This is a genomic window from Stieleria bergensis (assembly GCA_007745635.1).
GTDB classification, from domain to species: Bacteria; Planctomycetota; Planctomycetia; order Pirellulales; family Pirellulaceae; genus Stieleria; species Stieleria bergensis.
In genome coordinates, this window is the sequence record CP036272.1 from 2129505 (window position 1) to 2152875 (window position 23371).

The 23371-nt window shown below is 54.8% G+C and carries 13 protein-coding genes; 6 read left to right on the forward strand and 7 right to left on the reverse strand.

What is annotated here, in order from left to right:
* The first annotated feature begins 63 nt into the window (after window positions 1-63).
* Window positions 64-840: an SDR family NAD(P)-dependent oxidoreductase gene (locus tag SV7mr_RS07185; RefSeq protein ID WP_145270560.1), complete on the forward strand. Its 777-nt coding sequence runs from the start codon at window positions 64-66 to the stop codon at window positions 838-840.
* A 71-nt stretch (window positions 841-911) separates the two neighbouring features.
* Here SV7mr_RS07185 and SV7mr_RS07190 read toward each other — a convergent pair whose 3' ends face one another.
* The 4 genes from SV7mr_RS07190 to SV7mr_RS07205 all read right to left on the reverse strand — a co-directional run bounded on the left by SV7mr_RS07190 (window position 912) and on the right by SV7mr_RS07205 (window position 10965).
* Window positions 912-6194: a DNA repair ATPase gene (locus SV7mr_RS07190; protein WP_145270562.1), complete on the reverse strand. Its 5283-nt coding sequence runs from the start codon at window positions 6192-6194 to the stop codon at window positions 912-914.
* Between the two features lie 277 nt (window positions 6195-6471).
* Window positions 6472-8532, reverse strand: a complete 2061-nt coding sequence (locus SV7mr_RS07195) for a flotillin family protein (RefSeq protein WP_145278167.1) — start codon at window positions 8530-8532, stop codon at window positions 6472-6474.
* A 59-nt stretch (window positions 8533-8591) separates the two neighbouring features.
* Entirely contained in the window at window positions 8592-9371 is a 780-nt protein-coding gene (locus SV7mr_RS07200) for an OB-fold-containig protein (protein ID WP_145270564.1), read from the reverse strand.
* Window positions 9372-9684: 313 nt separating this feature from the next.
* On the reverse strand, window positions 9685-10965 hold the full coding sequence (locus SV7mr_RS07205) for a site-2 protease family protein (RefSeq protein ID WP_145270566.1): 1281 nt from the start codon (window positions 10963-10965) through the stop codon (window positions 9685-9687).
* A gap of 141 nt (window positions 10966-11106) precedes the next feature.
* On the opposite strand from SV7mr_RS07205, the gene SV7mr_RS07210 reads away from it, so the two are divergent.
* The gene (locus SV7mr_RS07210) at window positions 11107-11550 is read left to right on the forward strand and encodes an RbsD/FucU family protein (RefSeq protein ID WP_145270567.1); all 444 of its coding nucleotides are present in this window, start codon (window positions 11107-11109) and stop codon (window positions 11548-11550) included.
* 96 nt (window positions 11551-11646) lie between these two features.
* Here SV7mr_RS07210 and SV7mr_RS07215 read toward each other — a convergent pair whose 3' ends face one another.
* Window positions 11647-12309: a hypothetical protein gene (locus SV7mr_RS07215; RefSeq protein ID WP_145270569.1), complete on the reverse strand. Its 663-nt coding sequence runs from the start codon at window positions 12307-12309 to the stop codon at window positions 11647-11649.
* Between the two features lie 517 nt (window positions 12310-12826).
* Between SV7mr_RS07215 and SV7mr_RS07220 the strand changes: the two genes are divergently transcribed.
* Window positions 12827-13954 (forward strand): hypothetical protein, encoded by a 1128-nt coding sequence (locus SV7mr_RS07220; RefSeq protein WP_145270571.1) that lies wholly within the window; start codon window positions 12827-12829, stop codon window positions 13952-13954.
* A gap of 195 nt (window positions 13955-14149) precedes the next feature.
* On the opposite strand, the gene SV7mr_RS07225 is transcribed toward SV7mr_RS07220, so the two are convergent.
* Window positions 14150-16213: a M13 family metallopeptidase gene (locus SV7mr_RS07225; RefSeq protein WP_419188215.1), complete on the reverse strand. Its 2064-nt coding sequence runs from the start codon at window positions 16211-16213 to the stop codon at window positions 14150-14152.
* Between the two features lie 264 nt (window positions 16214-16477).
* Complete coding sequence (locus SV7mr_RS07230; protein WP_145270575.1) at window positions 16478-17911, reverse strand: sulfatase family protein; 1434 nt, start codon at window positions 17909-17911, stop codon at window positions 16478-16480.
* 343 nt (window positions 17912-18254) lie between these two features.
* On the opposite strand from SV7mr_RS07230, the gene SV7mr_RS07235 reads away from it, so the two are divergent.
* From SV7mr_RS07235 to SV7mr_RS07245, 3 genes are all read left to right on the forward strand, one after another.
* Complete coding sequence (locus tag SV7mr_RS07235) at window positions 18255-20036, forward strand: peptidylprolyl isomerase (protein WP_419188216.1); 1782 nt, start codon at window positions 18255-18257, stop codon at window positions 20034-20036.
* Window positions 20037-20218: 182 nt separating this feature from the next.
* Window positions 20219-21619, forward strand: a complete 1401-nt coding sequence (locus tag SV7mr_RS07240; protein ID WP_145270579.1) for an aldehyde dehydrogenase family protein — start codon at window positions 20219-20221, stop codon at window positions 21617-21619.
* A 126-nt stretch (window positions 21620-21745) separates the two neighbouring features.
* Window positions 21746-23317, forward strand: coding sequence for a phytoene desaturase family protein (locus tag SV7mr_RS07245; RefSeq protein ID WP_145270582.1), 1572 nt, complete (start codon window positions 21746-21748; stop codon window positions 23315-23317).
* Window positions 23318-23371: the final 54 nt, after the last annotated feature.

Here is a 23371-nt window from a genome sequence, read left to right on the forward strand (position 1 = left end):
GGCTGGTGATGCTATGATGTGGCTTGATTGATTCACTGCCACAACATGGGATAATTCCGAGCGATGGAAATTAAAGGAAAAGCCGCTGTAGTTACCGGAGCCAGTCGCGGAGTGGGGCAAGCGACGGCCATTGAATTGGCGACCCAGGGCTGTGATTTGGTCTTAGTGCATCGCAATTCGGAGTCGGATGCAGAAGCAACTGCGCAGCAGGCTCGTGCATTGGGCGTCCAGGCATTTGTTGTTCAAGCCGACGTCAGCCAAGATCAGGACTGCCGCCGAATTGCCGACACAGCACAGCAGCAGATTGGTCATTTAGAGATCGTCGTCAATAACGCCGGCACGACCAAGTTCATTCATCACCACGATGTCGAATCGGTTTGCGTCGATGATTGGCACCGCATGATGGATGTCAACGTGATGGGGCCTTTTCAAGTGTTCCGTGCTTGTTTGCCTTTGTTGCAGGCAGCAGACTCAGCCGAAGTGGTGAACGTAGCCAGTATTGCGGGGCTCACTTTTCCCGGCAGTTCGATTCCCTATGGAGCGTCCAAGGCAGCGCTGATCAATCTGACACTTTCATTGGCCCGGGCGTTTGGACCGGATCAAATCAGAGTCAATGCGATTGCCCCTGGTTTCATAGACGGGCAATGGTTGCAGCAAGGTTTGGGGGAACGTTTTTCGGAGATCAAGCAGGCCGTGGTGCAGTCCAATCCCTTGCAAGCGGTTTGCCAGCCGGCCGATGTGGCCGCAGCGATTCTGTCGGTGATTCAGGGTTCGGATTTAATGACCGGCGCCACGTTGACCGTCGACGGGGGCCAGATCCTGGGCAGCCCTGTTTTGTAATCCCCGTTGGTGTGTGTGCCCATCAGCCGTTTTGGCGTTCGCACGGTTTGGGGACTGGGGAGTTTGCGGAATCATGACGGGGTTGCTGGCGGCGGTGGCGGCGCTGGGGCGCCGTCGGGAGCGGCCGATAGCAGGGAACTCTCCATGCTTTTGCACTGCTCCTCAAAGGCCTCCAGCTGCTCACGCAACCGACTGAGGTCTTTTCCAGTGTCCAGCGATTCGTCCAGAATCGGGCGCAACCATTCCTGCATCAAGTGGAATTGTCCTTTGACCAAATCGACTAACACGCGCGGTACCTTGTGCTGCACAAAGACACGTTGATCTGGGGGCTCCTGCGTCGCTTGTTGTTTGCCCAGTTGCTCGATCTGCTGACCGGTCGAACGCAGCGTGTCGGTAATCTCGGTAGCGGATGAACTCAGGCTATGGCGCAAGGCGTCCATTCGCTGGTCCATTCGTTCTTCGGTCGCGTCTCGGCCGATGGCAACTGCTTTGGAGATCACGGCGCGGATGGATTCCAAGCCATCTCGCATCGACGCCAATTGACGCATCAGCTGACCTGCCTGGTCGTCACTGTCCATGCCTTGCATGCGAGTCGATTCGACGAAGGAGTACTTGATGCTATCCCAGCGTTCTTGCTCTTCGGCGGTCAGGATGCCCATCAGTTCTTTGAACTTCAGCACATTGGCTTCGTTGTCGGTTGTCAGCGTTTGAGCGTCCTGTTCGTAGCTGCTGACGATCAGTGATTGCAACTCTTGTTGATTCATCACACCGGCAACCTTCTCGGCGATACGATTCATATTCCGATAGCTACCCTGCAGCTTAAACGGTGGTTCGGTCCGATAGGCGTCGGCTTGGGCAGCGCTGCGAATGTAGGCTCGGTTGACACGCAGCACCACGTCACGGACCTGCATCAGTTTGCGCATCACTTCAAACATGTCTCGGACTTGGTCCATCGACAGGTTGCTTTTGATCTCAATGCCTTCCATGGTGTCACGTTGTGCAGCGCGAATGATGGCACGAGCATCTTCAGGGGCGGCTGATGAGAGCGGCGCGAGTGTGACGTTGCTGGTCAGGCAGTTTTCCAGGTAACTCATTTCGAAGGCGTCGGAGCTGTCGCCGATGATTTCACCCAGGTTATACACGTCGGCTCGGTTGGACAGCATGTCGGGGATCTGAAATCGCTCGCCGCTTTCAGTGTAGGGGTTACCCGCCATGACGACAGCGACGCGACGGCCACGCAGGTCATAGGTTCGCGTGCGACCTTTGTTGACACCTTCGATCTTTCGTGTCGCGTCACAGAGCGAAATGAACTTCTGCAAAAACTCAGGGTGCGTGTGCTGGATATCGTCCAGATACAGCATCACATTATCGCCCATTTCTAAGGCCAAATTCAATCGTTCGACTTCTTCTTTGGCAGCCGCGTTGGGGGCCTCGGCAGGGTCGAGCGAGGTGACTTGGTGTCCAATCGCGGGGCCATTGATTTTCATGAACACCAAACCAAGTCGGTTGGCGATGTATTCCATCAACGTTGTTTTGCCGTAACCCGGTGGGCTGATCAGCAACAGCAAACCCATGCGGTCGGTGCGTTTGTTTTCGCCTGCGGCGCCCATTTGTTTGGCAAGGTTGTCACCGATTAAGGGCAGGTAGACTTCGTCCAGCAACAGGTTCCGCACAAAGCTGGTCAAGACACGGGGCTTGAACTCGTCCAGTCGCATTTCATCACGAGACTGATCGACCAAGTGATTCTTGGTTTTATGCAAGGCTCTAAAGCGAGGCACAACATCTTGCCGGTATTCGTTGAGGCGTTGTGACAGTTGATGGTAGTGAACCACCATCTTGCCCTGCTCAATGCGTGGATGGCTGCCCACTAATCCTTCCAATTGAATGGCGGTCTGCGATTCGATCGTCTTGGTGTTCGTCGTGCCACCGATCAGGATGATCCAGGCGAGTTCATTCAAATAGAGTTCGGGTGGATCAATCGCATCGGGCTGGCCATGTGAATCCAGATAAGCCTGCGCCCAGTTGCGCGCCAAGACAAAGGACTTGGTGATGTCGGACGACGTGGTTTTTAGAGCGGCATCGAGTAGGGTTTGGCGATCGCTGGTTGCCACCGAATCCAGGAAGTCTTGGAATAACTCGGTGGCCCGTTTGCTGATCGCCGTCTTGCGGCCAGAGCTGATCAGTTCTTCGAACAGGTAATCGGCGATGCCCTGTTCTGTCACCGACGCATCGAACAGTGTTTGCCACTGATCGCGATCATCTGCGGCAAGTCGAGTCAGGCGATCGCGGAAGTCCTGGGCTGGTTTGGCTTTGGGATAGGCTTTGGCCAGTTTTGCGAAGCCGGCGATCCAGTCCGACATCGCCTTACGAGTCTTGGGGATCAGGATTTTGTTGAACCATAGCAAGGCGGCAACGCGCGTCGTCGCAGGATGGCTTAGCAGGCTCATCGTTTCATCGATCTGCGCCATCGCCTTCAAGATCATTGCCGCGTCGTGGTCGTGCACCCCTTTGGCGTAGCCTTCGTCGAAGCGTCCGCCCCATTGCGACTGAACCCAAGCGGCATCAATTTGATCGGCTTTGGGAAGCGTGCCAGCGTTGCCAGCGGACAGGAACAAGTCGCCGGCCAGGTATTCAGCCCGATAGAGCGAACTGTTCTCGCTGACCAGTTCTTGGTCCCAAAGATCCTTGGCTTCGGTCAGCGCGGGATCGACCAGGGGCTCGAAGAACTGCGTCCCCGTTAAGTGCAAGCAAATCTGGCCGTCACGCAAGACGGTAGTTAAATCCAAGGGTTGCGTGTTGACAGCGAAACGTTGCTTGCCCAGACGGATGATGTCTCCGCCGTCTTCGTACAGCTCTTGACGGTCCTTGAGCTGTCGCAGTGAGTCTTCGCGAATGGTTTTGAGGCGGCTTTGCAAGTCTCCGACACGAACGGCGTCATCCATCTCTTGCAATTGGTCGATGATGTCACGGACCTTTTCGACCATCAAGTCGCCGGCGAAGTAGGCGGCGATATCATCCGCTGAATCCATGGCGCGAACGCGATTGTCGATTCCTTTTAGGATGCGACTGGCGGCCGAGGCCAGCGACTCTGCGCGGCGGTTGCGTTTTTCGATCAGCTGGACTTTGCGTGATTCAAAGGCAGCATAGACCTCTTCGCGGCGGACGGCGATTTTCTCCAAAAAGTCATCGAACTCGGCGAACCGACCTTCGAGATCTTCCAGCTGGACCATGATCTTGGTCAGGTATTCGTCACAGCGTTCGGGAGTTTCGCTGACGTCGAGGTAGCCAGCGGTGGTTTGTTCCAAGAGCTTCAATTGCGAGGCGAACTCTGCCCTGCCCTCAGCGCCGACCAGTTCCGTGGTGCGCGCCTTAAGTGAACTGCGGACGCGATTCACGCTGGCGAACACTTCGCCAATGGCGTCGATGATTTCCGTTCGTTTGGTGGCGTCGTCGATCCGCAGGTTGCTGACGGTTTCGGTCAGCATTTCCAATTGAGATGCAGCGGCATCGATCTTTTCGCCAAGCGTTTTGGATTCAGTGGCGGTGCCAACGGTTGCGACTTGTTGGGAGGCTTCTTCGACTCGTTGAATGTAGGGATCTAGCGATCCTGGTGTGAGCAGGAAGTCGACGCAGCGGCGGCTGAGACGTTCGCTGCGTTCAGCGGTTTCCGTTTCCAGTTGCTCGGCCAGCGTCTCGTCAACGTAACGCAGTTCCCTCAAGCCTAAGGCGTGTCCGCGTTGCTGACGTAACTGCGCCAGCATGTCGACGAAGTCATCGATACTTTCGAAGCGACTGCGTTCGATTTGTTTAAACAGGTCCGCAATCGTTTTCTGGACGTGCTTGGTTTGCGATTCTGTTTCCCGCCGAACACGAACGACTTTGTCAAATTCTTCGACCGCTGCGTTAGAGGCATCGCGAATCTTGGCAACGGGAACGGCCAGCGCGCCGGCTTCCTCTTTCTCAATCCAGAAGTAGCTGTCGAGGATGTCGGAGGTTTTCTTGCCCAGGTCGACGTACAGCCCTTCGTAGCTGTCGTCTTTATCAATCAGTTGTAAGACTTCGCTGCATTCTGCCATCCCTTGGACGATTTCTTTGTTGCCAATTTTGAACAACATGGAATCGGTTTGATTTTCGGCAACGTAGTTTGGCCCGGTAAACGGGGTCTGCCAGATCTGAACGGCATGATGCTTTTGTGGATCTTCTTGAGCTCGAAAGCAGACCATTTCGCCTTTTTCAAAAAACGTCTGCCCGTGGCAGATCAAGGGCGTGTCAACGGTCTGATTGATCAAGTTGTAACGCAGTTGGACGTAGATGCCAGACTTCTGCGAATAGAACACGTACAGAAAATCTTCGCCATTGGACGCGGCGATGGTGCGCTGATAGCGCATATCATTCATGCCGGTGTCAAAGCGTTTGAATTCGCCGGTCTGCAAGTAGTAGCCACCGGGAAAGATCAGGCCTTGGTCGCCGGGCAGCATCACGCAGGCATCGGCGATTTCGTCAAGTCGAATGGCTTGCTGAATCTTGCGGTTGTAAACCAAGTACCGCGTTTGGGTTTCTTGATAAGGCGTGATCTTGAACAGGACCAAGTTACCAAGAATCGCGTAGTGGATCTCGGCATCGTCAAGTTTCTGATCAGGGTTGTCGACCGGTTCAGCATAGATGCCTTCGCCGGAACCCGTGTTGTTTTCGACCTTGATCGTCAAGTCACCGCCGACGGTTTCAACAAAGACGATGTCGTCGATGGAAATGTGCGGGTGGTCACCGTAGCGATGCTGGTCACGATTGGTTCTTAGCCAGCGGAATTCGTGCTGCGGTGGTTGTTTGACTTCATGCTCACTGCGATTGTCGAGGTATTCGATTGCAGTTGGTGAGACCCGCCATTTGAAGGTTTTGATATCGCGTTCGGTTTTTCCAACTTGAAAAACCATGTGCAACATCGGGCCCGCTCGAAAGAATCGCAGGAACCGAGTGTCTTTGTAAAAGCGATACAGTTCGCCGAAGTCATTGTGGAATCGGTCGTCGCCCACTAAGTCCAGCGATTCGGTGTGGAACTGATTATCGGAGAAGCGATACGCCGAGAAAACGTCGCGGAGCCCAATCTCCGTTTTCAGGCCAAACTGGACGTTGTAACCAAAAAGAAAATGATCTCCGATCGAGACGATATCACGCGGGATACAGTTGTGTTCTGTGGTGACGCGCTCGGTCGCGATCAGCTTGGTTTCAATATTGCCGAAGACATCGGCGCGAGATTGATTCAAGGTGCCGATTCGCTGACGCAAATCGTCTGCTGCATCACGCAATCGATTGCGTAAGACTTCGTAGGTGCCGGCAGCAAGTTGGGAATCAGTCATCGTTGTTGGCAGGCATGGGAATGTCTGTGCGGTGGATTGCCCGGCGGTTCAACTTGATGGATGAACGGCCTGCGGACAAACGCCTGGGCACATGAATCTCGCCAAGTGGTAGCGTGCGATCCAGTGCCCAGTGCTGTGAATGGGGAGCCAGTGCTGTGAATGGGGAGCCAGTGCTGTGAATGGGCTGTCCCCGAGGGTCGGTGCCAGTGACCGACCTTTCAATGTCGGGCGGCGGTTCCATTCACGGTGGAATGGAACCGTTACCTGTTAGCCGGTTTTAGGCCTTTGGTGGAGGCGATAAAAGCGTGCCAGCTTTCTGCTGCGTGATGCCAGCGGTGGAGGCCATGCTGAGCAAGCTGGAGAGCTGCGAGCGGACGTCATCGGTGTTGGCCAGACCCAGCATCTTGGCAATCAGAGCCGCGATGGAAAGGTCTTTCACGCTATCGCTATCCATGTTGAAGCTGCCCATCAATTCGTTCAGAGAATTGCTGAAGTACTCCGAGTTGCCATCAAAGAAGGTGTCTTTGATGTCGGTTGCCACGCGGCTGTTGTAAACGAACCGGTCGATGGCTTTACCGCCCTTGACCGCAGAGGTGATCTGGTCGAAGAACTCGCCGTCGCCACCGACGATGTCGATCCGAGCAGCTTTGAGTGCTTCGCTGACCACACCGGCTTGGCTTTCGGCAATGCCGCGTTGGGCATCGATGGCTGCAATTTCGACGTCCTTTTCTTTGTTGAGTTGCAGCTTGAATTCTTCGTGTTCTTTGCCGACGCCGTCGAGAACTTTCATCGCTTCGGCCTTCTCGGTGATTCCCTTTGCTTCGCTGCGGTACTTTTCCAAGTCGACGTTGGCTTCGGCCAAACCTTGCTTTTCAATGGCACCGGCTTTCGCTTCAATGCCCTTGGCTTCCGCGACAGCCTTGGCTTGCAAGACGGTTGCTTCGGCGGAGCCTTCTTTTTCCAAGCTGACAGCTTTTGCTTCTTGGACGCGAGCTTCGGCTAGACCGGAAGCGGCGGCCTTGGCCGATTCTGCTTCGGCCAACATCTTGGTTGCAGCGGTTTCTTTCTCCGCAGCATCCTTTTGTGCCTCGGCTTCGATGCGAACCTTTTCAGCGAGTTGTTCAGACGCTTCTTTCTCGGCTTGAGCAGCCTTGGTCTGACGGATCAAGCCTTCTTCGGCTTCCATTTCAGCCGCGGTGATTTGAACTTTCTTCAAACGATCCGCTTGCGCGATTTCTTCGGTGTCTTTGATGCGTTCCTTCTCTTCGACAACCGCACGTTCGACAGCGACACGCTCGCGAATCACTTCTTGAATGTTGCGTTTTTCGACTTCGATGGCCTTTTCCTTTTCGACATCGGCGACGCCGACGACACGCATCCGCTCGGTGGCTTCCAAGTCACGATCACGGGCAACACGTTCCAGTTCCACCGCGTCGGTTTTCTCTTTGTTTCGCTGTGCGACCAAGATCTGGCGGTCTTTATTTTCGTTTGCGACGCCCAATTCTTCGTCGGTGGCAATGCGAGCCCGTTCCGCTTCCAGGCGTTGCTCTTCCTGGACCTTCTTGGCCGATGCACGTTCGCGAGCGGAAATTTCACTGATTTCACGCTGCTGCTTTTCAACGGCTTCAACACGTTGCCGTTCCAGTGCCAAGATCGTTTCCTCGGCTTCGACGTCTTGCTTTTTCAGCGTCTTTTCTTTGTCACGCGTAAACTGGTTTTCCTTGACCTTCTCTTGGGAGGTCAATTCGGTGATCTTCTTGATCCCTTCGGCGTCCAAAATGTTGGTTGGCGAAAGCAATTCGATCGGGGTTTGTTCCAGATAATCGATCGCGGCATCGTCTAGTTTGTAACCGTTTAGATCGGTACCGATAACCTTGAGGATCTCTGCCTTAAACTTGTCGCGTTCGTTGTACAGTTCGACGAAGTCAAATTGCTTACCAACGGTCTTCAGTGCTTCAGAGAACTTGGCGTCGAACAGTTCACGCAGCGTGTCGATTTCTGAACAGCGACGAGCACCGATCGAGGCCGCGACCTCAGCCATCTCTTCGAGCGAGCTGTCAACACGGATGAAGAAGGCAACCTTGATGTCGGCGCGAATGTTGTCGCGACAAATCAACCCTTCACTGCCTTGTCGCGAGATTTCAAAGCTCTTGAGCGACAAGTCCATGCGTTCAACCCGTTGGATCACCGGGACAACCATCATGCCGCCACCAGTGACGACCTTTAGCTTGCCATAGCCGGTTCGCACGATGGCTTTGTCGGGACCGACAACCATGAAGCACTTCTTGATCATGCCCACGGCACCAAGAGCCAGCACAATGATGATGCCACCTCCCATTGCGTAATCTTGCACGTCGAGCGCAAGCAACGGACTAGCGGATAGGTCCAATAGAAGATTCACGATTCAGTCTCCGGAGTAATCTCGACGACGGTATAGATCCGATTAGATGGGTCAAAGTCTATAATCCGCACTTTCGTTCCTTTCAGTAGTTCTGGACCGTTGGTGCGGATGTTCAGCAGTAGGGGAGCGGTATCCGTAGCAAACTTAGCTTGTCCGAAGGCGGACGAAGCATGGTGTGATGAAATAGTGCAGGTTTGACCCATCAGCCGTCTACTGTCGTAGTTGGGTGGTGGATTGAATTTGTCAGCCAGCGGCAATGTGAGGTATTTGGTGGCGACGACGGCGATCACAAAATTGCGAATCGATAGTAGCGCCGATGGGAGCAACGTCGCTTCGTAACGACTGGCATCAAATTCATGCCAAATCACATACGAGGCCAACCAGAACATGAAGCTGAAGATCCCCATCCAGATCACCATCGGCACGCGACCAAAGTTGGTCCAACGAACCGTGGTAGCCATGATGCCCGAGATGAATTCCAGCGTGCCAGGCTGAGCCAGGTCGATGTCAGGGCCGCCCATGTCCACCGTTCCTGCTTCCAGGTCCGGTGTGAATCCATCAGCGTCCAGCGACATGTCGCCGTCAATAGCGAGGTCTGCATCCATGCCAAAATCAGCATCGACCGACATGTCCGCGTCGGGTGCGTTCATGTCCAAGTCGACTAGCCCTAACATGGCGATCAATGAATAAATCACCATCAAGCTAATCAACAGAGATGCTGGCCACACCGGGCCAACAAACATCCGCTCAAGCAACTCGTTCAGGGTTTCAGTCACAGTTCTCGTTCCAGTGTGGTTGCCAAATCTTGAAGTTCCAACGAAACCGCCTCTGGTGAGGTGATTTTGCGGGAACCCAATTCGAGACGCCTCGAAGTCGTCTGCGTCGGCTTGATAGCCTATGGCATTTTCCGAGTGCTTTTGGGGCGCGACCACCCAGATTTTGACCGTTTTGGTTCCTTTTGCACCCACCAACGTTCCAAGCAAGGCCCTGTAGGGTGCGTGCTTCCCCAAGAAATAACGCAACGTCGAACCATTTGTGCACGGCACCCATCGAACCTTGCCCCATGGAGAGCGCGCGCAATGCGGGCTGCTAAGGATCAAGCTGTTTCAGGATCGCGATGCGGGCCGTCAACGAACTCATGTCGATCACCCCAACCAATTGCCGATAGTAATTGGTGACCGCAAACACCGCTTGTTTGGCCTGTGCACCGGCCAGGACATCGCTTAGCAAATCATCGGGGGCCAGGATCACAGCCTTGCGGTCAACCAGCTCACCGACCGATGGGATTTCGACTCGACTTACGGGGCGATCCGTGGGCGAAAACGGGGTGTGCTCCTCCGTCGATTGATCGGCAGTTCGTCCCGAATGTGGTGCCTGCGGATCGGCCGGTGATGACGGGTTGTCGAGTGCCGTGTTGTTGTTTGTGGCGTTCGCTAGCGTTTTTGCCGTGGCAATTGCTTGCGCGATGGCGTCCAGGCTAAGCATGCCGACGACGCGTTCGTGGTGATCGACCACCGGGAACTGCGCCAGTGGCATTCGAGCGACCTGCTGGGCAAGTTCATGTCCCTGAGTTGATTCGCGCATGGACGGAGGTTCCCGCATCATCACATCGCTGACTCGCAGTCCAACGATGGCATCGGTGAAACCCACTTGCCGCGCTTCGTTCTGCCCGGCGAATGCGATGAAGACGGCGATGATTGCCAAGATAAACAAGCCCTGTGTGATCGCATACGCACCAAGCAGGCAGGCTAGGAAGAAACCGATTCGCGCTGCCAAGTTGGTGGCGCGCCGATAGTCCATGTTCATGGCTAGCACGCTGCGCAAGACTCGCCCGCCATCCATCGGAAAGGCGGGGATCAGATTGAACAAGATCATGATCATGTTCACCGCCAGCAGGTTAAAGGCGAATGCAAATGCGGTGGTGTCATTCAGGGCCAACATCAAGGGGCTGGTCGCGTCATTGGCTTGGTCCCAGGCCGTCTCGGGGTCAATTGGCAACTTGACAAAGAGCCCCATCAGGAACGAAATTGCAAACACCAGCACGACGTTCACCGCTGGTCCGGCAACGGCGATGATCAGCTCCTGGCGTGGCTTGCGGGGGATCTTTTCCAGTCGGGCAACACCACCGATTGGATACAGCGTGATGTCAACCGTCTTGATGCCATAACGAGCCGCGGCAAGCGCGTGGCCGTATTCGTGCAGTGTCACGCAGAGATAAACTGCCGCCAGCAGCCCGAGGTTAAAGAGCACGCGGTCGATCCCCATCGGGGCGGACAAGATTAGCAGATAGCCAACCAAAAGCCCAAACGACCAGTGGACGAAGACCCCGATGTTAAAGTAAGTTCCCAGGCTGAGTCGTTTCTGCCACACGTTACGATTTAATCCTCTTGAAAATGGGTGCGCATCGATGTGCAGGACTAAAGCCTACTTCCGATTTGCCTGACGCTGAATGGCGCTTTGCGTGTTCACAGTGTGCTAAGGCAACACCATCGTTTCTTTGGTATTTAACAGATGTTACGTCATAAACTTATTCATCCACAGATCAGCTCAATTCTTGCCGCTGCCGGCCACCACAGTTCGATTCTTATCGCTGATGGAAATTACCCTGCGTCCAGCAAACGCGGGCCGCGTGCAGAATTGGTTAGCCTCAACTTAATGCCGGGAATTCCTACTTGTAATCAAGTCTTGGAAGCGGTGCTCTCTGCGGTCCCCATTGAAGCGGTCCAGACGATGAAGACCGAAACGGAAGGACCTTATGCTTTGGATGGTGATCCGCCGGTTTGGAATGATTATCGTCAAACCATTCAGACCGAAGGCCTTGATCTTGAGCTTGAGCCGATCGAAAAATGGGATTTTTATAAGGCTGTTGGCACCGAAGATCATGTGTTAACCATTCAAACCGCCGATCAACAGCGCTATGCAAACATACTGTTGCACGTCGGCGTGCGAATGTAATCGGTGTGCGAATGTAATCGGTGTGCGAATGGAATCGGTGTGCGAATGGAATCGGTGTGCGAATGGAATCGGTGCTCTTTGCATCTGATGGGCGAATCACTGTCGCCAGATCCATTGTTGGAACTGGTCCAGGATTTCTTGCTGGTTTTGGAACGATGTCCAAAGGCACCAACTGGCTAACACCGATGCGGTGATCAGCATGCCAAAGCCTTGTCGAGGCTTTGACGCGTCGCTCTGCTGGGTCGTGTTGCGCAAGTGTCCCAGCAAAGCATCCCAAAACTCGAAGGACAACACGGGACGAAAGGATTCAATCGTTGTGCTGTCTTTCTGGGTGGAGCCTGCTGGCCGTAACATGATGCTTTTTGATGGCAAAGCGACCTGGCCCAGTTTGCGATCACAGGTTGCCTGGGGATCAATTAGTAACGCCGCCTGATAGAGTGGTTCCAGCATGGCAGCCGGATCGCGACCAAAGACCACAATTCTGGGCCGCGATAACAACCCCGCCAAGCAGACAATCAGGCTGTAGAACGACAGCAGCGCCAGCCAGACCCAAGCGCCAAAGGTTCCCGCAGCAGCCTTGGGGAAAAATAATTCGCCAGGGCCGACAGCGATCAAGCCAGAAATCGCAAAGCCTAATGCGGCAATGTCGCGACCACCGCTGGTGATCAACACGCGTCCCGAGACTCGGATCAAGCCCAGAACCATCAAGTAGGCAATCAATGGGAACAGGGCGACAATCAGGTAAAACGGTTCAATCAATGTCTTCTCGTCGGTCGTTGGCCACGGTTCGTTGTGTTGTTCTATCAGCCGTTTTGGCGTTCGCCACGGTTACCATGACTTTCAGCGGGATCCAGGCCGGCGGCTCGCGCCGAATCCGCTAACCACCTGCGGTTCCGTCAGTCGAGGTTCGGTCACGGCTAAATCACAGTCCGGCAACAAAACGCCACTTGGTTAGCTTAGTACCCTAACGCTGGTTCCGCCATGCCCCGCTGGTTGGTTGTACGCGGATTGCAGGGCCTGGGATCATTGAAAACCGATGAAAATCCATGGCAACAACTGGGCACTGCATCGCCCTGGGCTTGATCTGAGCAGCGGTCGAATCAGACGTTTTCCATCTCAGCGTGTTCTCCCCGGCTTCATCTAGCTTGCAGAATCCGATTCGATGCTTGTCCGAGTGCCCTCAGAGTGGCCGTTTGCAGCAATCCCTGTTTGAGCCCGCGATGGATTGGATCCGAACCAACTGTCAAACGACATTCTCTCTTCCACGGATGCACCAATGTTATCATTCTGCAAAACCAAGTCTCGCGCGCTGGGAAAGATCTTCCTTGGCGTCTCCTGTCTTTTGGTTTCACTGAATCAAGCCGCCGACGTTGACGCTGTCCACCATGGTGATGACGCCGATCAGACTCCTGAAGTGTTAATGCTTGGCGACGGAGGCCTGTTGCAGCCGCAGGTTTTGGTGCGAGGCTCGCGGATCTTCTACATGGCGACTCACGCGTGGAAGGCTGGCGAGAACAATCCTGTGTTACCGACCGATCGCTTTAGTTTTCAAATCAATTCATTGCAAAACGTGGCAACGGGTCGTTCAGGAGCTGGTACTCGAACGGACGCCATTCAAGAGTTCCGCTTTCTTGCTGAGAAAACTCTCTTCGATGGCAACGTCTCCGTCGAGCTGTTGTTGCCGTTTTACAATACGACTCTTTACGAATCCAGTTCCCAGGCCGATTTCTCTCTGGGCAGTCAAATCGACACGCAGTTTGGTGACTTGGGTTTTGGGGTCAAAGGGTTGTTGTTTAGCAATGGGAGTTCCGCGGTCAGTGCAGGTTTGCGAGTGGAAACACCGACCAAAGATGACTATCGCATTTGGGATGATGTGCGTTCGGACGACAGCGTCTGGCACTTCACGCCCTACATCTCAGGACGCTGGGACAATCGCGAGAACTGGTTCGCCTCTGGCGTTCTCTCGTACCGCCTGAACGATAGCCCCTTTCGATCCTACGTGGTTGGTACCAGCAACGATGTGCTGCTGCGTGAGCCAGAGTACTTGGCGCTCGATGGCGCCTTAGGTTGCTGGTTGTGCAAACGAAACCATGGCAGTGGGCTGGCTGACGTCGCGGCCATGTTTGAAGTGCATTACACGTCGGCCAGTACCAGGCAGTCCAATCGTCCGGCGGGGGCATTGCAAGGCATTCCCACGAACAACAGCGACCTTGGCTACACTGACTATTTGAATCTAACGATTGGTTGCGCAGCCTACTTCGATGGCGGGCTGGAATATTCAGGCGGCTTTGCCTTCCCACTGCGCGACACGTTGACGCCGAGCGGTTCGGGAACGTCGTACATTTCCAGCACTGATCGCAGTTATAGCTGGGCGTTTGTTTCTAACGTTGGATGGCGATTCTAAATCCACTGAGGCAGGGATGGAGAGTCTTGTGCGCACCCTTGGTCTCCGATCGAGAGCGATGACAGGGCAGTTCCATGCGGGCGAGCGAGTCCAATCGGTGACAGGTTGCTGGTAAAGCAAGTTCTATCACGACGAAGTGCGTGCAAGCGTTTGATTGCTTGCACGCACTTCGGTGGGATTTAGCGGCGGGTTGGTTTACCAGATCCGCACGCGCTCGTCTTCTTTCAAGTACAGCTTGTCGCCATCTTTGATGTCAAAGGCTTTGTACCAGGCGTCCATGTTGCGGACGATGCCGTTGACACGGTATTGGCTGGGGCTGTGTGGATCGACAATCAGCCTGCGCAACAGTTCTTGTTCCCGATACAAGCGCCGCCAGTTTTGCGACCAAGCGAGGAAGAAGCGTTGATCGCCGGTCAAGCCATCGATCACGTCGGCGGGCTTGCCATCGAGCGAGATTTGATAGGCAGCGTAGGCAACGCTCAGGCCGCCCAAGTCGCCGATGTTTTCTCCCAGCGTAAGCTTGCCGTTGACGAAATTACCTTCGACCGGTTCGTACTCGTTGTATTGTTCGACAAGGCCTTCGGCACGCTCTTCAAAGGCATCGCGATCTTCTTGAGTCCACCACATGCGCAGATTGCCATTGCCATCGTACTTGCTGCCTTTGTCATCAAAACCATGGCTGAACTCGTGGCCGATCACGGCACCGATGCCTCCATAGTTGACCGCATCATCGGCTTCCATGTTGAAGAACGGAGGTTGCAGAATCGCAGCTGGGAAGACAATCTCGTTCATCGTGGGATTGTAATAGGCATTGATCGTTTGCGGTGTCATGTGCCATTCATCGCGATCGATCGGTCCGTTCAGTTTGTCCAAGTTGTATTGGTATTCAAACTCTGCGGAGGCAATCAGGTGATCGCCCAAAACGCCTTTGCCGATCGTTAGTTTGCTGTAATCTTTCCATTTGTCGGGATAGCCGATCTTGGCGGTGAACTTGGAAAGTTTCTCCATCGCTTGCTTTTTGGTGCCTTTGCCCATCCAAGGCAAGGTCTGGATTCGAGCTTTGAAGGCCAGTTTAAGATTGTCGACCAACTGCTGCATGCGTTCTTTGGCGGCTGGCTTGAAGTGTTCTTCGACATAAAGTTGGCCGACCAATTCACCGAGCACGCTGCCGGTGACGTTGACGCCACGTTTCCACAGGGGTTGTTGTTCGGTGACGCCTGAGACGGCTGTGTCGTGGAAATTAAAGTGACGCTTTTCCAGCGTTTCAGTCAGTCCGGAGGCATAGGCGTCCAAGGTGTGGAACGTCAGGTAGTCTTGCCACTGCTGGATGCTTGTTTCAGCGAAAACCGTGGCCAACGCTTCGGCGTAGGTCGGTTGACGAACAATCAGTTCCTTCTGCGTCATCAAGTCAGCGGCTTCAGCGAAGGCGTACCAGTTGAACGAGCCCGTCATGGCGTCGACTTCAGCTGGTGTGCGTTTGTTGTAGGTTGCGATGGGGTCGCGGTTCTCTGTTTTGCTCCAGTGGATCTTGGCGATCTTGGTTTCCAAATCCAGAATCGTCTTGGCTGCTCGCTCGGGATCTTCGTGGTCGATCAGAGTCAGCATGTCTTTGACATACTCTCCAAGCTTTTGGCGTAATTCGATGTAACGCTCTTCGTCTTCTAAGTAATAATCGCGGTCGGGCAGCGTTAGACCGGACTGTGACAGGTAGACGGTGTACTGATCACTGTTCTTGGCATCGACCGATACATAGGGGATCAGCGGCGCTGCAACACCGGCCTGGCGGAGTGTGCCCATGATGGCTGCAAGCTCATCGGCACGTTTGATTTCGGCAACGTCAGCCAGCAACCCTTGAATCGGTTTGATGCCAGCGGCGTTTCGAGCCGAGACGTCAAGCACGCTGCGATAGAGGTCACCGACTTTCTGAGCCGCAGAGCCGGGAGTGCCTTTCAATTCGGCAGAGCTCTCAATCAGCGCACGGACTTGCTTCCGCGTTTGATCGTCCAGGACAGTGAAAATCCCGTAGTTGGATTTGTCTGCAGGGATCTCGGTCTTTTCCAGCCACTTCTCATTGGCATACAGATAGAAGTCGTCACCGGGAGAGAGCGTGTCGCTGAGCACAGCGGTGTCGATGCCGGAAATCTTTCCAGCTGATGAGCCCTTGCCAGACTCTTGTGCAGTCGCGGCCGAAGCGAGGGTTGCGCTCGCCGCGATAGTCAGTAGTGAACGGGTGAGCACTCGTGCAGCAAACCTTCGCATCCGATTCTCCTTGGACGAAATGGTGGAAACGTACCTCATCCAGTTTATGCGACAGTTCAAGTGGGTGGCTAGTGCTGTGCAAGCCCATGACTGACGGTTTCGCCGCTTGGCAATCAATGGTTTCGCCATTGCTCCATAGAGCCCATCACCGCTGGAGGCACTGGTTTCACCCGTCCCACCGCATCAGGCCGTTGCCGCTCACACAGTCGAGTTCCGGACCGATGGATGATTGCAGTCAACGCCGCCGCCCACCAGAGCGATCGCTTAGCGGTATTCGGCACACCAATCCTTGGTGTGCACACCGCTACGAATCCGCCACTCACGCAATTCGCCCAGCAGGCGTTGCTTGTGCAAGTCAGCGTCTGGGTGATCCCAAAGATTGTTTGCTTCATTGGGGTCGGTAACCAAGTCAAATAGTTGCCCGTGCGGTTCGTCCAGATAATGGATCAATTTATGTGTTTGATCGCGAACCATGGTCATGAATTTGCAATCGGTGAGCACTGCATCTTGAACTTGTTCGCAATAAACATAGTCACGCCCCGAAAAGTTGTCAGGGTCGGTGAGTGCTGGGGCCAGTGTCTCCGCTTCCCAGTCGCTTGGTGGTTCGATGCCAGCCCACTGTAGAATCGTCGGCCCCAGATCCATCTGCAGCACCAAGCCATCGATCTGTTGTCCACCCGCAAAGCGATTGGGAGCCCAAACGATTAGTGGCACGCGTGTGATTTGTTCATACATGGTCCATTTCTGGCTTTGGCCATGATCGGTCAGACAGTCACCATGGTCGCTTGTGAAGATGATGATCGAGTTGTCTGCATAACCATTTTCTTCGAGAGCGGCCATGATGTCACCGACCTTCTGATCGATCATCGTGACATTGGCCAAGTAATAGGCTCGCTGCCGATGGCGTTGTTCGTCCGTCGGTTGCAACGGCATGATGATGGAGTCATGATCGATCTTTGAATTGTGATCACGCAACTCTTTTAACGCGGGGGGCAATCCGGCCAATTCCTGCTGCGTCACCGGCAGCAGCGGCAAGTCTTTTTCCAGATACGGTTTGCTGTAACTGGGGGTGGGATCATACGGTGGGTGGGGGCCCGGAAAGCCGATCTGTAAGAACAGTGGGTGTTGCGGCGGTTTCGCGTTGATCCACCATTTTGCCATGTCGCCGACAAACATGTCGGGATGCGTGTCCTCGGGCAGCAACCAATCGAAGGCGCCCAATGACTGGTTGTAATCAGGGAGTTGGCGATACTGTTCGCGCTGTTGCTTGACCATGCCACGGTAACGCAGCGCTTTGTCCCATTCGTCAAAGAAGTATCGCCCTTCCAGATAACGGTCTTTGTTTTCGACGACAAAGCGTTCATGAAAGCCCAGTTCTGTCTGAAACGGCCAGCTATGCATCTTGCCAATGTTGGTGCAGTGATAGCCCGCGTCGTTAAGCAACTGGATCCAGCTCCGACGCCAAGAGTCGGCATTTTTTAAGATTCCAGTGGTGTGTGGATAGTAGCCTTTGAACAAACTGGCGCGAGCCGCAGCACAAGAGGCCGCCGAAACATGGCACTGGTTAAACGTCACACCCTCGTTGACCAATCGGTCCAGATGGGGCGTGTCCATGTAGTCATAGCCCAGCGCGGCGATGGTGTCAAAACGCTGCTGGTCGGTGATGATAAAAATGATGTTGGGGCGAGAATCAGACACGACAAACAGTTGCTTGAGAGGGAAGAGAGTGAAGAGTCGGCAGTCGCATGTTCGCAGGCTTGCGTTCGCTTAGCCGCTTGATTGGCTTGTTAGTAGGATACGCCGCAGGATGCCTTCTGTATATCCGAGGGCGGTCCATGTGGGGGGCAGATTGGCGGAGTGACCTTGCATCCACCGGCGGCCCCGGATCTTTACCGATTCATCTTGAGGCGAAACGGGAATTTTCCTACGGTTGTCGTTCAATCTTTTGGGCCAGCACAGTTGTTGGCCTGATTTGAACCCATCCCGCATGTCTCGCACGCCCCAAAAACGCGTGTGTGCACGATTCAAAGGAGTGATCGTCATGGCAATCCGGACTCGGTATCGCCTGCAGAAAATTTGTCTTCTGGCGGCCTGTACGGCTTTTTCTCTGCTTCCTAACATTGCCTCCGCTCAAGGCAACGAGGGCAATACCACCGTTGCAGTGGTCAATGCTGACCCCATCAATCGACAAATGCTCGCGGACGCAGCGCTGCAGCGCTACGGTCACAGTGTTCTGGATAACGTGATCATCAACCGCCAATTGATCCTGCAGGCCTGTCAGGAAAAAGGCGTTGGGATCTCTGAACAGGAAGTCAGCGAGGAAATCGGTCGCTTGGCAACGAAGTTCGGCTTCGATGTGCCGACTTACCTGAAGCTGCTGAAGGACGAACGCGACATCGATCCAGGTCGCTACAGTCGCGAAATCATTTGGCCGATGTTGGCACTGCGAAAGCTTGTCGCCGATCAAGTGGAGCCGACTCCCGAAGAATTCAGCCAAGCGATGGCGTCGGAGTATGGTGAATCAATCAAGTGCCGCATCTTTGTCGCCAACACCAAGGAAGAGGCTCAAAAGTACTTGCAGCAAGCGCAAGCGAATCCAGCCAACTTCGAGGATCTGGTGAAGCAGGCAAGTGTGGACGAAGCCAGCGCCAGCGTCGGGGGGTTGATTCCACCGATTCGTCGCTACACCGGCGACACTCGCTTGGAAGAAGCAGCCTTCGCGCTGAAAGATGGCCAGATCTCGCAAATCCTGCCCATTGCCAATCAGTTTGTCTTCTTGCAAGCCGTGGGACGCATTCCAGCGTACACACCACCGGGCGAAGCCATGCCCGCGATTCGTGAAACCATCACGGATCGAATTCGCAACAAAAAACTAAAGGTCGCCGCTTCAGACCTGTTCGAAGAACTGCAGCGGAAGGCCAACTTGGTCAAAGTGCTTGGCAATCCTGAACTCACCAAGCAACATCCTGGCGTCGCTGCAATCATCAATGGACAGCCCATCACGTTGGCAACCGTTGCCGCGGAGTGCGTGAAGCGTCATGGCGACGAAGTCCTGGAAGGCGAAATCAATCGCAAGCTGCTTTCGCATGCACTTAGAGCTGCCAGTAAGACCATCAATCAAGAAGACCTGAACTCCGAAATGGCTCGCGCTGCGGCCACCTATGGCTTTCTGAAAGCCGATGGAAGCACGGATCTACAAGGCTGGGTTGAGTACGTCACCAAGGAAAACGACACCCCTTATGAAATCTACTTGTCCGATGCAGTCTGGCCCAGCGTGGCGCTGCGGAAACTGGTCGAAGACAAAGTGACCGTCACCCAAGAAGATTTGGATCGCGGCTTCGAAGGCAGTTACGGCAAACGCGTTGAAATCTTGGCCTGTGTGCTCAGTGATCAGCGGACCGCTCAGAAGATCTGGCAAATGGCCCGAGACAATCCCTCGGAAGAATTCTTCGGCCGTTTGGCGGCTCAATACAGCATTGAACCGGTTTCGGCCAGCAACAGCGGTAAAGTGCCACCGATTCGCAAGTACAGCGGCCAACCCGCCTTGGAACGCGAGGCATTTCGGTTGAAGCCCGGCGAGCTAAGCGGCATTGTCGCCGTCGGCGACAAGTACATCCTGCTGAAATGCCAAGGGCATACCAAGCCATTGGTCAGTGACATCGAGGCGGTGGAACCCGAATTGCGTCGCGATCTGACCGAAAAGAAGTTCGCCATTGCGATGGCTCAGGAGCTCGATCGCTTGAAAGCAAACTCCGAGGTCGAAAACTTCTTTACAGCCGCCAAGGAAATCGCCAAAGCCGTCCCAGCCCAGCAAACGCGTTAAGCGGTTGCCAGGGGATTTACGGAAAGCTACGATGCGCTACATCGAAATTGTTTCGGTGTAGCGTTTTTTTACAGGCATTCTCGGCGGAAACGATTCGTCTTGAGTGCTGTGGAAAAGGCTTGTTGCAAGCTTGTCGACACACCGTGCGTGTCGGTGCAGATTTCCTAGAATAGCGAACGTTTATGTCTGATCAGTGGACTGACCTAGCGCATCGCTGCCGCACGATCGGGCGTGTGGCTGGTTTGGTTTGTCAACGTTCCGATGATTTCATTGCCGCTTGCACCAGTGAGCAGCGGACTGACCCGGTCGAAACCGTGACGGGGGAGCTGATTCCGTTCTGTGCCGGGTTACAGTTTCTTCGGAAAAGGGGGCGGAGCATCCTGGTGCCCCGGCGTTTCGGGTTGCGAGGGCGGCCTCTTTGGCTGTGGGGCCTGCGTTCCAACGTGCAGCGGGTTGCCTTAGGACGCGTCCTGATCTTGGGGACGTGGAACTACCCGGTGTTGCTCAGCGGCGCTCAGATTGCTCAAGCCTTGGTCGCAGGCAACCAAGTCCATCTCAAACCGGCGCCGGGAACCGAGGAGTCGGCAGCGCTGCTGTGCGGTGTCTTTTACGATGCCGGCGTGCCCAGCGATCAGTTAGAACTGTTGGATTCAAGTGTCGCTGCTGCGACGCAGGCGATTGCAAGTGGCCCCGATCTGATTGTGTTGACCGGTGCTGCGGGGACCGGCAAAAAGGTGCTCCAAGCAGCCGCCGAGAGCCTGAGCCAATGCATCATGGAACTCAGTGGATGCGATGCGGTGGTCGTGCTTGATGGAGCTGATCGAAAACGACTGGTGGCCGCAATTCGCTTTGGTCTGCAATTCAATTCCGGAGCCACTTGCATCGGTCCGCGACGGCTGATGCTTTCCCGTGATGATCAGGAGACCCAAGACCTGATTGCCAGCGAATTACGATTGATGCCAGAGGTCACCGTGCATCCGGCCGCTCGGGCTGGCGTGCTGGAGGCGTTGCAGCAAGCCTTTGCATCCGGCGCTGAAGACGTGTTGGGGCGGTTCGATTTGCAGGCCTTTCGGCAGACGGGCAAGATGGCGCCCGTCATGCTTGCGGGCGTGACGGCCGATCAGCCGATTGCCCAAGCCGATTTGTTTGCGCCGGTGATTTCGGTGATTCGCTACGAGCGACCAGACGAGGTCGTCCGCTGGGTGAATGATTGCCCGTATCGCTTGGCGGCCAGTCTTTTCGGGCAGCGTGATCAGGCAATCCGGCTCGCAGAGCAGTTTAGCGTCGGATCTGTGGTCATTAACGACTTGATTGCCCCGACGGCCGATCCGCGTTTGCCTTTTGGTGGGCGAGGCAGCAGCGGTTTTGGTGTGACGCGAGGAGCGGAAGGTTTATTGTCGATGACGACGCCAAAAGTCATTAGCGTGCGGAAAGGAAAATTGTTGCCTCATTTGCAACCGCGACGTCCTGGCGACCTTGCTCGACTACACGGCTTGCTACACTTTCTGCATGCAGACTCGTTGGCTGCGAAGTGCAAAGCGATTCTGCGGATGGCCGGACGAGGCAAGGATGAGCCGCGATGACGATGGTCGCCAAACACGCATCGCTTGCTGCTCACTGCCATTTAACTCACTGCCAAATTCACCGTTTCGATCATCCAATGTTGGTCAATACGAGCGTCGAATTAACTTTAGGGAACTGATCCAAGCATGATCAAAGCGAATTCGGATGGCTTGAACGTCATCGTTGTTGGTGCCGGTTTGGCTGGACTGTCCAGCGCCTGTGTGCTTGCGGCCCGCGGTCATCAAGTGACACTGCTGGATAAGAATGAATGGGTGGGCGGCAAGGCTGCCCAGCAAGAAGCCGAAGGGTTTCGCTTCGACATGGGACCGACGATCTTAACGCTGCCCAGCGTCTTGAAGCGAGTGTTTGAGGAAGCGGGGCGAAAACTCGAAGACTACATCGAGATGATTCGTTTGGATCCCCAGTGGCGTTGCTTCTTCGAAAGCGACGGCAAAGGTGGCGCCGCCGACAACACCGTGCTTGATCTGGTGGAAAACATGCCTCAGATGAAGGAAACCCTGCGTCAATTCACTGGCGGCGATGTCAACGCCAATGGATATGAAAACTTCATGGGGTTAAGCGAGCACCTGCATGGTGTGTCAGATCGTTTCTTCTTCTGGCGTTCAATTGGTGGGCTCGCTGATACGATGGAAGTCAGTGGTGCGTTCTCGATCAACGTGCTCAAAGACGTGCTCTCGTTACGAATGGGCAAAAGCGTCGCCTCAATCGTGCGTTCGCATGTGCCTGATGCACGTGTGGCTCAGATGATGGATCACTTCACTCAGTATGTCGGTTCTTCGCCTTATGCTTCGCCCGCAGTGCTGTGCAGTATCGCGCACATGCAAACCGAAGAAGGGATCTGGTATCCGATGGGCGGCACGCGCGCCGTCCCAGAGGCGTTAGCCAAACTGGCGCAAGACCTGGGTGTCGAAATCCGTACCAGCACCGATGTCAAGCAAATTGAAACGCGCGGCGGCCGAGTCGTCGGAGTGATCACAACGGATGATGAGTCTCTGCCCTGTGACGCGGTGGTCAGTAACTGTGACGCCGTGCGAACCTATACCGAATTGCTCAAGGGCACCCCGCAGTCACAGCGCTTTGAAAAGAAAAACAAACACATCCCGGCGTGTAGCGGTGTTGTGTTGTATTTGGGTCTGAATCGTCGTTATGAGCAACTGTTGCACCATAACTTTGTCTTTTCGAAAGATCCCGAGGCCGAGTTCCGAAGCATTTATGATCTTGGCAAACCCGCCGATGATCCGACCGCCTACGTGTGTGCTCCGGCGATCAGCGAGCCGGGAGTGGCACCGGAGGGCGGCGAGGCCCTTTACATTCTGGTCCACACGCCTTACCTGCGTCCGGATCACGACTGGTCGGAAATGCTTCCCAAGTACCGTGAGGTGATCTTGGATAAAATGGAATCCTGTGCCGGGACCAAGGGCATTCGTGACGCGATTGTTTATGAATCAGCGCTGACCCCCGAGGGCATCCACAAACGCTATCGAGTCTTGAATGGGGCGATCTATGGCTTGGCCAGTCACGGCAAGTATCTGGGAGCTTTCAAGCCCGGAAACCGTCGCAAAGATCTCTCCGGTTTGTATCTCGCAGGCGGGGCAGCGCACCCTGGCCCCGGAATGCCGATGGTGATGATGAGCGGTTGGATCGCGGCCGATTCGTTGGATAGCGACGTGCGATCTGGAAAGCTCCAGTCGCAGTGATTTAGTAGCTGCGGCTTGTCGGTGTTGCTTGCGATGAACGCCGATGCTTGGCAG

Bases quoted from the DNA above. Each gene is read 5' to 3' on its own strand.
- SV7mr_RS07185 (WP_145270560.1), top strand. From the start codon at position 64: ATGGAAATTAAAGGAAAAGCCGCTGTAGTTACCGGAGCCAGTCGCGGA.
- SV7mr_RS07190 (WP_145270562.1), bottom strand. From the start codon at position 6,194: ATGACTGATTCCCAACTTGCTGCCGGCACCTACGAAGTCTTACGCAAT.
- SV7mr_RS07195 (WP_145278167.1), bottom strand. From the start codon at position 8,532: ATGGGAGGTGGCATCATCATTGTGCTGGCTCTTGGTGCCGTGGGCATG.
- SV7mr_RS07210 (WP_145270567.1), top strand. From the start codon at position 11,107: ATGTTACGTCATAAACTTATTCATCCACAGATCAGCTCAATTCTTGCC.
- SV7mr_RS07220 (WP_145270571.1), top strand. From the start codon at position 12,827: ATGTTATCATTCTGCAAAACCAAGTCTCGCGCGCTGGGAAAGATCTTC.
- SV7mr_RS07225 (WP_419188215.1), bottom strand. From the start codon at position 16,213: ATGCGAAGGTTTGCTGCACGAGTGCTCACCCGTTCACTACTGACTATC.
- SV7mr_RS07235 (WP_419188216.1), top strand. From the start codon at position 18,255: ATGGCAATCCGGACTCGGTATCGCCTGCAGAAAATTTGTCTTCTGGCG.
- SV7mr_RS07240 (WP_145270579.1), top strand. From the start codon at position 20,219: ATGTCTGATCAGTGGACTGACCTAGCGCATCGCTGCCGCACGATCGGG.
- SV7mr_RS07245 (WP_145270582.1), top strand. From the start codon at position 21,746: ATGATCAAAGCGAATTCGGATGGCTTGAACGTCATCGTTGTTGGTGCC.